The sequence below is a fragment of the Sphingomonas sp. Leaf208 genome, assembly GCF_001421415.1.
Taxonomy (GTDB): Bacteria; Pseudomonadota; Alphaproteobacteria; order Sphingomonadales; family Sphingomonadaceae; genus Sphingomonas.
In genome coordinates this window covers 457,834-470,300 of record NZ_LMKH01000034.1, presented here as the reverse complement: position 1 = coordinate 470,300, position 12,467 = coordinate 457,834, and the positions used below count along the sequence as shown (strand labels likewise).

At 61.7% G+C, this 12,467-nt stretch carries 7 protein-coding genes and 1 tRNA gene; 5 read left to right on the top strand and 3 right to left on the bottom strand.

Going from position 1 to position 12,467, the window contains the following annotated elements; translation table 11 throughout:
• Positions 1-8 precede the first annotated feature (8 nt).
• The 3 genes from ASE69_RS14910 to drt3b all read left to right on the top strand — a co-directional run bounded on the left by ASE69_RS14910 (position 9) and on the right by drt3b (position 3,668).
• Positions 9-206, top strand: coding sequence for a helix-turn-helix domain-containing protein (locus tag ASE69_RS14910; protein WP_056488181.1), 198 nt, complete (start codon positions 9-11; stop codon positions 204-206).
• Positions 207-466: 260 nt separating this feature from the next.
• The gene (gene drt3a / locus ASE69_RS21530) at positions 467-1,702 is read left to right on the top strand and encodes an antiviral reverse transcriptase Drt3a (RefSeq protein WP_082453138.1); all 1,236 of its coding nucleotides are present in this window, start codon (positions 467-469) and stop codon (positions 1,700-1,702) included.
• Complete coding sequence (drt3b, locus tag ASE69_RS14905; protein WP_082453137.1) at positions 1,659-3,668, top strand: antiviral reverse transcriptase Drt3b; 2,010 nt, start codon at positions 1,659-1,661, stop codon at positions 3,666-3,668. The genes drt3a and drt3b overlap by 44 nt, the downstream gene beginning before the upstream one ends.
• A gap of 544 nt (positions 3,669-4,212) precedes the next feature.
• On the opposite strand, the gene ASE69_RS14900 is transcribed toward drt3b, so the two are convergent.
• A tRNA-Thr gene (locus ASE69_RS14900) sits at positions 4,213-4,288 on the bottom strand.
• 134 nt (positions 4,289-4,422) lie between these two features.
• Between ASE69_RS14900 and ASE69_RS14895 the strand changes: the two genes are divergently transcribed.
• Both ASE69_RS14895 and ASE69_RS14890 read left to right on the top strand, forming a co-directional pair.
• On the top strand, positions 4,423-5,589 hold the full coding sequence (locus ASE69_RS14895) for a hypothetical protein (RefSeq protein ID WP_056488175.1): 1,167 nt from the start codon (positions 4,423-4,425) through the stop codon (positions 5,587-5,589).
• A gap of 76 nt (positions 5,590-5,665) precedes the next feature.
• Positions 5,666-10,282 (top strand): NAD-glutamate dehydrogenase, encoded by a 4,617-nt coding sequence (locus ASE69_RS14890; RefSeq protein ID WP_056488172.1) that lies wholly within the window; start codon positions 5,666-5,668, stop codon positions 10,280-10,282.
• Between the two features lie 163 nt (positions 10,283-10,445).
• On the opposite strand, the gene ASE69_RS14885 is transcribed toward ASE69_RS14890, so the two are convergent.
• Both ASE69_RS14885 and ASE69_RS14880 read right to left on the bottom strand, forming a co-directional pair.
• Complete coding sequence (locus ASE69_RS14885; protein ID WP_056488169.1) at positions 10,446-11,561, bottom strand: PepSY-associated TM helix domain-containing protein; 1,116 nt, start codon at positions 11,559-11,561, stop codon at positions 10,446-10,448.
• Positions 11,562-11,752: 191 nt separating this feature from the next.
• Positions 11,753-12,436, bottom strand: a complete 684-nt coding sequence (locus ASE69_RS14880; protein WP_056488167.1) for a Fe2+-dependent dioxygenase — start codon at positions 12,434-12,436, stop codon at positions 11,753-11,755.
• Between the last annotated feature and the right edge of the window lie 31 nt (positions 12,437-12,467).

The window sequence follows — 12,467 nt, the reverse complement described above, 5'->3', positions numbered from 1 at the left end:
GCGCGAACGTGCGCCATCATCGGAAGCTGAAAGGTCTGTCGCAGGAGCGGCTGGCGCTCGATGCGGGTATGGAACGCAGCTACGTGAGCGATCTCGAACGCGGTATCAGGAACCCGTCTGTGCGTGCACTGGGGCGACTGGCGGACGCGCTGGGGATCGAGCCGAAGCTGTTGCTGGAAACGCCGGTGGGTGGGGCTTCCATATAAGATACCTGAATCTGCGCGTCTTCGAACCAGATAGGTTTACAGTCTTGGGTCCAGAGTTCATTCTTGACCCTACTCAGTGCCGCGATGATCGGGAGAGCCCGTCGAACGACGCAGAATTACGTTTTCCGTTATGAGTCGGCAAAGTGGTCAATAAACTGGGTCACTAGCTGCTCCGCATCGAAATCGAACATTGCGCGGCAGGTCCTTGCTTTCGTTCGGCGTGCCAGTAGCTTAGGCGTTTATGACCGAGCGGCGACCGAATGTACGACTCCACGATCCACTCGAAAACAATCAGTCGACAATTTCGTAAGAGCGATTTCAAATCAAAGGTTTGGACTGCCACCAAGGCCGATCGCCCAGCAATTACGAAAGCAGCGCTCCGGCTTGCAGAGCACGGGTTCGAGACGGTCGCACTCCGACGGAATGATTTGGGGGGCAAACCAATCTATCGCCATGCCTCATTACCCGAAGCCCTGCTGATCCGCCACGTAGCGGAGAATGTACGACGGGTGACGGGCGTTCATCAATCTGATCGCCAATCAATCGTGAAATCACTGGTCAATCTGCTCGCCGAAGGCGTTCCCTTTAACGTTGCGAAGATTGATATAAGGTCTTTTTACGAAAGTATTGATCCGAGCAATATTCTCCTACGCTTAGAAAGCGATGCCGCGTTTTCACGTCAGTCTATATCAGTACTGAAGTGCTTCTTTTCTGCTCTAAGAGAAAAGCAGATTTCGGGATTGCCAAGGGGGATAGGGCTAAGTGCCACCCTCTCGGAATACCTGTTACGGGACTTCGATCGGAATATGGCAGCGATAAAGGATGTGAGGTTCTACAGTAGGTATGTGGACGATATAATTGTTGTGTCGACACCGGAAATGCCGTTTGACGAAGTCATTCAAGAAGCCAAATCGTTTTTACCGCAGGAACTAGAGTTTAATAGGAGCAAGACCAACGGCTTCGGATTCAAACCGTATAGCAACAATGCAGCGAAGCCGGGCGGTCAATGCATTACATATCTTGGCTACGACATAACAGTAGATGAAATCACGAATGACGGCCGATCTTCCGCTCGCAATGTCCTTGTCGACATGTCAAAAAAGAAGGTCGGACGTCTCAAACGTCGGCTATGCAAGGCACTTCTGGCGTTTAATTCAGGGGGTTCATTTGCAGACCTACTTGACCGCGTCAAAATTCTTACAAGCAATTTCGGCTATCATCATGAAACTTCTGGGCAAACTCGTTACGCTGGTATCAGGTTCAATTACCCACTCATCAATCCGGAAACGGCGAAATCCTTGGACCTGCTCGATAGATTCTTAATCAACACGGTGACCTCAACTCACAAAAACAACCGAATCAGACCAACGCTTACCCAAGACCAGAGAATATCTCTCCTAGGAATGGGTTTCAAAACTGGCTTCGTCGATAGTCGGTTTTATAGTTTTAAAGATGATCGCTTGCGGCATCTCACCGGATGCTGGCTCCATGCGTAAACGAGTTGTCGTCAAAGGGAACGTGCGCCGCTCGGATTACATGCGCGCGGTAATCACCGACACCCTACCCGAAGAGGTTCCTATAATATTTAGTAACGATGGATTCTACACAAACTCGTCACATACCTATGATAATTTGAACACGAAACGGTTCATCGACGCGATATTTACGCCTGCCAAGGCCTATACAAAGCCTTATCGATACAGTGTGCTACGGGACGCTGTATCGGCTCGCGGCCTAAGCCTGCTTCACCCTCTCGCGCAAAAAGATGTCGCAAAATTCTACGCAAAGTACGACTCGCTGATTTGTCACTTCTGCTCCAAGAGCGACGCTTCGCTACGCTCTCCTAGCAAAGTAGGCGGCACATTCTTTGTAAAGGGTCCAACTAGTGAAAAGAATCGCTATAAGGCTGCCTCAGTTGACACTGTTTCGCTAGCAACCACCGTCTCAAATCCAGCGTCATATTTTGTGTACAACAAGATCAGTCGGGCTCATGAGTTTTTCGACTCTAATGACTACCTCCACCTAGAAAAAAGATTTTCAAGCTTCAGATCTGTCGATGTCAGTAAATGCTTTAACAGCATATACACCCATACGCTATATTGGGCCGTTGATAGTATTCATGCTGCGAAGGAGAGCAATGGTTCTGTCGGATTTGCCAACGAGTTCGATAAGCTGATGCAGTCAATGAACTATAACGAAACTAACGGCATATGTATTGGCCCTGAGGTCAGCCGAATCTTTGCCGAGGTTATATTTTCCGAGATAGACAAAAAGATTATCGATCTACTCACGTTCCGTAAGGTCATATACAAACAAGATTATGAATTTCGTCGATACGTTGATGATTTCTATATATTTACGCATACCGCAGCCTATGCGGATAAGGTTACGGGGGCAATTGCGACATGCCTTTCAAAGTTTAATCTTCATGTGAATGAGGGTAAAACAGAGACAATTCAAAGACCATTCTCTACGAAGAGGTCGCGGATTATATCTGATGCTAACGATACGGTTTCCTTGTTCTTCGATAAGATCATTTGCTACCGAACAAATGACCTTGGCGAGCCAGCGGCCTACCCAAAGAAGATACTTCGGTCTGACGCCCTTATTCGTGACTTCATCAAGCGCGTCAAAGCCATCTGCTCTGTCCATGAAACCGGCTACGACTCAATATCTGACTACGTGGTGTCAGCTGCGAGTAAGCGCGTGACCGACCTTTGCGATGGTTTCGCCTCACCGTATGAGGGTCCGCACGTCGATGAGGAGCGGTACATTGCAGTACAGATGCTACTGATTGAAACGATCTATTTCTTCTACACAGTGAATCCAACAGTCCGCGCGTCCCTCTATGTTGCGAGAGCTGTCGTTACGGCTACGCGCTTGTTTCGTGACAAATTTCCGGAGCGCTTACCTTTCTTGGCTGAAAGCGTTGTACGTTGGACGATTGATCTAGTCCGATCGATTGGTCGCGAAGAGCGACATAAAGACCTCACTGCGATCCCACTAGAAGTGCTTAATGTCCTACTGCCGATGAAAGAGATCGCAGAGGATGAACCACTTGTTGACGACTTGATAGTTCAACTGTGCAGTGAATACGAACGGTTTGAATATTTTGAGATCGTCTCTTTTATATTCTTATTTGGCGGAAGGTCAAAGCATCGTGGCATGGTTACGAAGCTGTTTAAGCGAGCGCAGGACATAGTAGGCAACGAGTTAGGGCCGAGAGTCGATGCCCAATCCGCGCATCTTGTCTTAGACATGCTCGTTTGCCCGTTTATATCGATAGAGAAGCGGGCCGGATGGTTTAACCGCTTGCAAGGCCGGTGCGGCCTCTCACGAGTTTCTCGACAGGAAGCCCAAGCGGCGATTGAAGACCTGGCAAAGCGCCATTGGTTCGTTCGTTGGGACCGCGTTGACTTTCTAGCCCTCCTTCGAAAAAAGGAGTTGAGCGCGATATATTAAGGCGGTAGATTTTGTGTAGGGCTGCTTCTCACTTGAGAGCGTTTCGTTCTATTCTCCCGTCCGAAGGCGCCCGTCAATTGTAAGGGCTGCTGGGCGACGGTGATGAGCCACCGTGCACACACCAAATGTGGGGAGCAGCCTTTCAAATCGACGTGGAATGTCATTAGCTTTGCTGTCGATCGCCAAACCCAGCGATTAGAACGCTTGGCATCGGGCACCCACAAAAGACTGGTCGCGTGTAGGGCGACGGGGGCGCAAACGGTCGTTTCAGATACATTACTGGCGGTAGTAGACGACGGCGATCAAAAGCCGGTGGTACGCACTCGCACAACTGCCTCCGAACAGCCACCGCGTTGCGCTATTCCTGGTGGGCTTCGCGGATGAAACTGAGAACGCCCGGTCGGGCAGCTTTCGAATGGGGATAGCGAAGGTCGGGGCGGCTTCCCTACCCAAAGCGCCCCAAGCAGGACCCAGACGGCGGCCATCCGAACGGCCCGTAAACCGCGAGGGTCGATGTCACCTTCTGGAAGTGCCATAAAGTAGGTGGTGCCGCTTACAGGACTCGAACCTGTGACCCCCGCATTACGAATGCGATGCTCTACCAGCTGAGCTAAAGCGGCCCGATGACGGATGTATCCGGTCGAGGGGGCGGCAACTACCAGCGGTTTTGCGGGCTGACAAGCGGTTTGCGAGTTTACTCTGTGTTTACCAAGCGCGGTGCACAAGTGCGACGATGATACGGGGATCTTTGGGCATGACGACGGCGCGCAGCGTACAGGATGGACGCGCAATGGGCGCGGATAGCGTGGCGCTAGCGCGGGATGCGTCACGGGCGACCGCGGACGCCAGCGCACACGATTCGACCGATGCTGGCGTCAACGACGTGATGTTCGATCTCGGGGGCGACGAACGGCGGATGCACGTGCGCGCCTACAATCATTGGGTGTCGCTGCTGAAGGACCGCCCCTATCCTTCGATTGCCAACCTCGAGCCCGAGACGATCACCGATTTCGGGCCGCACAGCGTGCTGCTTGATTTCAGTCAGGGCATGGGCGATCCGAAGATCGCGTATCTCGGGCGGGCGCTGCGCGAGGAGTGCGGGCTCGAGGGGCCGATCGCGACGATCGCGGACGTCCCGAGCCGGTCGCTGCTGTCGCGGCTGACCGATCATTACCTACAGATCATTGCCAATCGCGCGCCGATCGGCTTCGAGGCGGAATTCGTCAGCAGCAGGGGGCGGACAACGCTGTATCGCGGGATCCTGATGCCGTTCGCGTCTGGCCCGTCTGCGTCGAGGGGCGTGACGATCGATTTCATCTACGGCGTGATCAACTGGAAGGAACTCGCGGACGCGGATCTTCAGGCGACGCTGTCTGCCGAGCTGGATGCTGCCGTTCACGCGACTCCGCACGGCTCGGGCACGACCGCGCAGGTGTGGGCGGATGGGCCGAGCGGTGGCTTCGATGTCATGCCTGCCGAGCCGGAGCCCGCGGCCTTGCAGGAGCTGGTGCTGGATGACCCCTTGCCCGCCGACTATGTGCTTGTCGGAAGGCTCGGCGAGCAACTGGCGATGGCGCGGGAGAGCGCAGCGCAGGTCCGTGCGGCCGAAGCGCGTAGTCGTGCGGCGCTGCACCGGACGCTGGGTCGGGCGCATGATCTTGCGGTGTCGACCGTGCAGGACGACGATGATTTCAGCGCGATACTCTCTGCTGCCTGCATGCCGGGTGGGACGGACGCGATGACGCAGATCGTCGCGCTTGTGTTTGGCGCAAATTTCGAGGCAGCGCGGTTGGAGACGTTCGCGACGGTGCTGCGACACGTCCAGCGGCATCAGGTGCCGGCAGGTGGTTTCGCGAGCTTTCTCGCCGGGTTCGACGGTGATCTGGCCGCGATCGCAGCGGCTGAGCGCTCTGAATTCTAGGTGCGCCGCAGCATATTCCTTCGCACCCGCCACAAGGGTTGAGATAGGCGATTAGCGGGCGCATAGGCCCTGACCTATGGCGAACCAATCGTTGAACAAGCTCACCGAGACCCTTGCAGGCCGGTTGACCGAACGGGCCCTTCCGGGCGAACTGAGGAACTTCGGGGCGAGCGAGGTCGCTCAGGCCGCGGCGTTCGTCGCCGCGACCGCCGCGCACCGCGACGACGGTGCGCCGGCGATCGCGATCGAGCCGATCAGCGCGGACGATACGCGACGGCGGATGCGGCTCGCGATCGTCAACGACGACATGCCGTTCCTGGTCGATTCGATTGCGGCGGCGATCGGCGCGCAGGACATCGCGGTCGATCGGATCATCCACCCCGTCGTCCGCACGACGCGCGCGCCCGACGGCAGGCTGCACGCGATCGACGCGGATGGCCAAAGCGCGGGTCGTCCCGAATCGATGATTTACCTGGAGATGGAGCGCGCCGATGCGCGCGACCGTCGCGGGCTGATCGAAGACCTCACGGCCGTATTGGCCGACGTCCGTGCAGCCGTGACCGACTGGCGCGCGATGCAGGCCGCGCTCGACGACGATATCGCCAAGCTGCCCGAGGGCGAAGGCGCCGCGCTGTTGCAGTGGTTTCTCAACGGGCATCTGACGCTGCTCGGACATCAGATCTGGCATCGTGACGGGAGCGGTCATGCTGCTCTCGGTATCGCGCGCAACGAACACCGCGTGCCGATTCTCGCCGGATCCTCGCGCGCGCTCGCGATCAAGTGGTTCGAGGCGGGCAACGACGCGCCGCTGCTGCTGAAGTCGAACCTAATCTCGACCGTGCACCGTGCGGTGCCGCTCGACCTCGTCGTGGTGCCGGTGATGGAAGGCGCGACGGTCGCCGGGCTGTCGATCTACAGCGGGCTGTGGACCAGCGCTGCGCTGGCCGCGATGCCGCGCGACGTGCCGGTATTGCGCACGCGTCTTGCGGCAATGAAGGCGAAGTTCGGGTTCGATCCGCGTGGTCATGCCGGCAAGGCGCTGACGCATGCGTTCACTGCGCTGCCGCATGACTTGGTGATCGCGTTCGCACCCGATGCGCTGGAGGATCTGGCGCTGACCGCGATGAGCATCGCGGATCGACCGAGGCCAGCGCTCGTGCTCGTCGAATCCGCACTTGGCCGTCACCTGTTCGGCTTCGTCTGGCTGCCACGCGACGACGTCACCACCAGTCGTCGCGTTGCGATCGGCGACATGCTGGCCGAAGCGGCGAATGCGAGCGTGCTCAACTGGTCGATCGCGCTGGAGGACGGCGAGGTCGCGATGATTCGCTACACGCTCGATCTGCGCGGCGATGGCCGGATGCCCGACGTCGCACCGCTCGCGTTGCGGTTGCAGCGGATGGTGCGCGGCTGGGTGTCGGACGTCGAGGCCGCCTTGGTCGAGACGTTGCCGCCACCGCGTGCGGCGCGTCTTGCGCTCAAATGGGCGGCGGCGTTCCCGCAGAACTACCGCAACCTCAGCACGCCCGCCGAGGCCGCCGAGGATATCCAGCGGATCGCCGCGCTGGCCGATACGGACGCGCGTGGCGTGCGCCTTGTTCCGGGCGAAGCCGGCGCCGATCCGCAGTTGAAGATCTACAAGCTCGGCGGGGCGCTCCCCCTGTCGGACGCGGTCCCGGTGCTGGAGAATTTCGGCTTCCGCGTGATCGGCGAACTGCCGACGCGGTTGCGCGACGACAGCGTGCCGTTCGTGCATGACTTCGTGCTGGAAGCGAACGACGCCGCGCAGCAGAGCGACGCCCCCGTACTCGAAGGCGCGATCGCAGCGGTGCTGGAAGGCGCCGCCGAGAACGATGCGTTCAACCGGCTGATCGTCGAACTCGGCATGCGGCCCGAGGCGATCGTGCTGTTCCGTGCGTGGTTCCGGTATCTGCGCCAGGCGGGGCTTCCGTATGGCCTGACCACCGTCGTCGACGCGCTGCGCCGTGCACCGAAGGTCGCCGCCGCGTTGATCGCGCGGTTCACCGCGGTCCATCATCCGGAGCACCCGGGCAACGCGATCGAGGCGGACCAGGCGATCGAAGCCGGGCTCGATGCCGTCACGGCGATCGACGACGACCGTATCCTGCGTGCGTATCGCAACCTGATCGCAGCGACGCTGCGGACCAACGCGTTCACGCCTGCCGCCTCGGAAGCGCTCGCGTTCAAGCTCGACAGCCATCTGATTCCTGGCCTGCCCGCCCCCGTGCCATGGCGCGAAGTGTGGGTTTACTCGCCGCGCATCGAAGGCATCCACCTCCGCGCCGGCCCGGTAGCGCGCGGTGGCCTGCGCTGGTCCGATCGTCGCGACGATTTCCGCACCGAGATTCTCGGGCTGATGAAGGCCCAGCGCGTCAAGAATGCGGTGATCGTGCCGACTGGGGCGAAGGGCGGCTTCTATCCGAAGCAGCTCCCCGCCCCGTCGAACCGCGACGCGTGGCTGGCCGAGGGCACCGAGAGCTACCGGATCTTCATTCGCACCTTGTTGTCGATCACGGACAACATCGTCGAGGGCAAGGTCGTGCATCCGGACGGCGTGACGATCCTCGATGGCGAGGACCCGTATTTCGTGGTCGCCGCCGACAAGGGCACCGCGACGTTCAGCGACGTGGCGAACGCGCTCGCGCTCGAACGCGGCTATTGGCTGGGCGATGCGTTCGCCTCCGGTGGCTCGGTCGGATACGACCACAAGGCGATGGGCATCACCGCCAAGGGCGCATGGCTGAGCGTCCAGCGGCACTTCGCCGAACGCGGGCTCGACGTGCAGAACGAGAGCATCACCGTCGTCGGCTGCGGCGACATGTCAGGCGACGTGTTCGGCAACGGCATGCTCCTGTCGAAGACGCTCAAGGTGATCGCGGCGTTCGATCATCGCCATATCTTCCTCGATCCCGGTCCCGATCCGGCGACCAGCTGGGACGAGCGCAACCGGATGTTCGCGCTGCCGCGGTCGAGCTGGGCGGACTACGACGCGAGCCTGATTTCGAAGGGCGGCGGCGTGTTCGCGCGCACCGCTAAGGTCGTGAAGCTGTCGCCTGAGGTACAGGCCGCGCTCGGCGTGACGGCGAGCGAGATGGAGCCGGGCGCGCTGATCTCGGCGATCCTCAAGGCGCCCGCCGACCTGCTCTGGTTCGGCGGCATCGGCACCTATGTGAAGGCCGCATCGGAGGCGAACGTCGCGGTCGGCGATCCGGCCAACGACCGCCTGCGCGTCAATGCCGAGGACCTGCGCGTCATCGCGATCGGCGAAGGCGCGAACCTGGGCGTCACGCAGGCGGCGCGCATCGCGTTCTCGGCGCGCGGCGGGCGGATTAACACCGACTTCATCGACAATTCGGCGGGCGTCGATTGCTCGGATAACGAGGTCAACATCAAGATCGCGCTCAACCGCGAGATGATCGAGGGGCGGCTCGAGTACGAGGACCGCAACACGCTGCTCGCCAGCATGACCGACGACGTCGCGCACCTGGTGCTGGAGGACAACCGCCTCCAGACGCTGGCGCTGTCGATCGCCGAGGCGGACGGTGCGGTCGCGGTGCCGAGCTATGTGCGCGTGATCGAGATCTTCGAGGGCGGCGGCAGGCTCGATCGTGCGGTCGAAGGGCTGGCGTCGAACGACATTCTGCTGCGTCGTGGTCAGGACGGCCTGGGACTTACGCGGCCTGAGCTGGCGGTGCTGCTGGCGACGGCAAAGCTCGGGCTTCAGGACGCGATCGAGCATAGCGACATCGCCAAGGACGACGCGCTCAAGCCCGACCTGCACGCAGCCTTCCCCGCGGCGATGCGCGCGCGGTTCGAGACGGCGATCGACGAGCACCGGCTGCGGCCCGAGATCGTCGCGACCAAGCTCGCCAACCGGATCGTCAACCGATTGGGCATCCTCTACCCGTTCGAACTGGCGGAAGAGGAAGGCGCGGCGATGGGCGATATCGCGGCGATGTTCGTCGTCGCCGAACGCCTGTTCGACCTGCCGGTCTTGTGGGCGGAAATCGAGACCGCGGAGATGCCCGAGGCGGCGCGGATCGCGCTGTTCGACGAAGTGGCCGTGGCGACCCGTTCGCAGATCGCCGACCTGTTGCGCGTGTCGGCGCCGGGCGCGGTGCCGGGCGACGTGCTCGCGCGGCTGGCGAAGGGCATCACGCAGCTCGACAGCCAGACCGCGGCATTGCTGCTCGAAGAGGCAAGCGCGCAGAGCAGCCGCATCGCGGGGCAACTCGAGGCGGTCGGCGCGCCGGGCGATCTGGTGCGGAAGGTCGTCCGCTTGTTCGAGATGGACGGCGCGGTCGGGCTGGCCGATCTCGGCGAGCGGATGACGCTCGACGAGGCGGTGGTGACGCGGGCGTTCACGCATCTCGGGCAGGCGCTGGGGCTCGACTGGGCGCAGGCGAATGCGGCGCGGATCAGTCCGACCGATCCTTGGGAGCGGTTGCTGGTCGCCGGGCTGGCACGCGATTTCCAGCAGTTGCGGCTGGAATTCCTCGCGCGGTGCGGTGCGCAGGATCCGCAGGGTGCGGTCGAGAAATGGCTGCTGACGAATGCGGCGCGGGTGGCGCAGTTCAAGGCGGTGATCGACCGCGCGCGCCATGCGGCCGTCCCGAACGCCGCGATGCTCGCGCAGATCGCCGGGCAGGCGCGGGTGCTGCTGGGGCGGTAAATCAGAGAACCCCTCTCCCCTGCGGGGAGAGGGAGGGGCCGGCGCGCTCTTGCGCGTGGGAGGGTGAGGGGCATGAGGCTCGGGACGCAAATCCCAACTCCCCCTCACCCTCCCGTCGCCAAGAGGCTCCTCCTTCCCTCTCCCCGAAGGGGCGAGGGACGAGTTACGCCCGCCGCGCTGCCAGCTCAGCCTTCCACTTGCGTGCGCGCACCCACATGATCACGCCGGTCACCGCCAGCACGGCCGGCAATACCCCGCCCAGAAAGATCACGATCTGCCACAGCGCACCCATGTCGGTGCCATCGTGGATCCGCCGCATCCACCGCGCCACGCCGCCCTGAGGCCGCGCCGGTGCCGCGGTCGCGCCGCCGGTGTCGTCCGCAACCTTCACTCCGATCGGTGAGCCTCTGCCCTGGCCCCTGCCCTGAAACGTCACCGTCCAGTCCGGGCTGAGGTCGGTCGGCCACGTGACGCTTCGCAACGGCGCATTGTCGACGATACCCCGCGCCTTGCCGATCGCCACCGCGAGTGGCTGCGCGGGCGACGCCAGCGGTTTCGCGCGCATCATCGCACCGCGATCGGGACCGCCTCTCGGCCGCGACGTCTCGCCGGTGAGCTTTCCGAAAAACTGCGGGAACGAGATCCACGCGCCGGTCAGCGACAACACGAACAACGGCAGCGCGATCCAGAAGCCGAACAGGTGATGCAGGTTGGTCTCGACGTCACGGTGCCGTCGGAACCGGAACCCACGCGTCCACTTCCCAACCGTCGGCCACCACAACCACAGCCCGGTAAAGCACGACACCATCATCGCCACGCCGATCCAGCCGACGATCGAGCGCCCGACGCCGGGGAGTTGCAGGCTCCCGTGGAGCACGTGCAAGAACCGCACGAGCCCGGCGTTCGACGGCGACACCTCCAGCACGCGTGCCGTCGGCGGATCGAGATACACCATCGTCCGCTGGGGAGGCCCTTGCCGGATCGGCGCACTGGCCGAACTGGCCGCGACGATCACCGGGCCGCCGTCGTCGGGCATCGTCAAATTCGCGATCCGCTCGCCATGCTTCAACGCAGCGCGCGCCGCCGCGACATAGCTGTCGGGCCCGACCACGGTCTTGCCCGTAACCGCATAGCGCGCCGGATCGACGATCCGGTCGAGTGCGTCATGCCACACCAGCGCCGCGCCGCTGAGCAACAGCGGGATGATCAGGATCGCCAGCACCAGCCCGATCCACTTGTGGACCTGGAACCACGCGCGTCGCATCGCCAGCTTGCTCATTATCTACTCCCTGTACGGTCAGCGTCGCATGGGGGGCCGGTTCAAGTCCACAACCCTTGCCACACAGGCAACATGCCCCCCTCCCTGGAAGGGAGGGGTTGGGGGTGGGTCGGCCTGCTTTGGTCGCGGCGTCTGGATATGCGGAAACCGACCCACCCCCTGCCCCTCCCTTTCAGGGAGGGGAGCAGAAGTCAGGCGTCGGCCCAGCGCCGCAGCAGATTGTGGTACACGCCCGTCAGCCGCACCGTCGCCGGATCGCCCTGCCCCTGCGCCGCCGCGACCGCCTGCACGCCCTGGTCGAGATCGAACAGGATCCGTCGCGCGCCGTCGTCGCGCACCATCGACTGCAACCAGAAGAACGACGCGGTACGGACCCCGCGCGTCACCGGCGTCACCCGGTGCAGGCTGGAAGCGGGGTAGAGAACCATATGCCCGGCCGGCAGCTTGACCGATTGCGGCCCGAACTGGTCCTCGATCACCAGTTCGCCACCATCGTAGGTTGCGGGGTCGTCAAGGAAGAGCGTTGCGGACAAGTCGCTGCGAATGCGGAAGTCCGTGCCGCGCTTCATCCGGATCGCATTGTCGACATGCAGCCCGAAATCCTGTCCGCCGGCGTAGCGGTTGAACAGCGGCGGAAACACCTTCAGCGGTAGCGCGGCCGCGACGAACAGCGCCGACCGCCCCAGCGCATCGAGCACCATCCCGCCAGCCTCGCGCGCGGCCGCCGAGTCCTCGGGCAATTGCTCGTTGCGCTTGGCGAGCGCGCTCTGTGGCCCCGACGTCGCGTTGCCGTCGATCCACTCGGCCTGATCGATTAGCGCGCGGACACGGGCGACGCCGGCAGCATCGAGGACATCGGGGATCGCGATCAACATGGCATCACCCTAGAATGCAGCGGCGATACCG

Excerpts from the sequence above, each read along its gene's own strand:
- drt3b (WP_082453137.1), top strand. The coding sequence starts at position 1,659 with ATGATCGCTTGCGGCATCTCACCGGATGCTGGCTCCATGCGTAAACGA.
- drt3a (WP_082453138.1), top strand. The coding sequence starts at position 467 with ATGTACGACTCCACGATCCACTCGAAAACAATCAGTCGACAATTTCGT.
- ASE69_RS14895 (WP_056488175.1), top strand. The coding sequence starts at position 4,423 with ATGACGACGGCGCGCAGCGTACAGGATGGACGCGCAATGGGCGCGGAT.
- ASE69_RS14880 (WP_056488167.1), bottom strand. The coding sequence starts at position 12,436 with ATGTTGATCGCGATCCCCGATGTCCTCGATGCTGCCGGCGTCGCCCGT.
- ASE69_RS14890 (WP_056488172.1), top strand. The coding sequence starts at position 5,666 with ATGGCGAACCAATCGTTGAACAAGCTCACCGAGACCCTTGCAGGCCGG.
- ASE69_RS14885 (WP_056488169.1), bottom strand. The coding sequence starts at position 11,561 with ATGAGCAAGCTGGCGATGCGACGCGCGTGGTTCCAGGTCCACAAGTGG.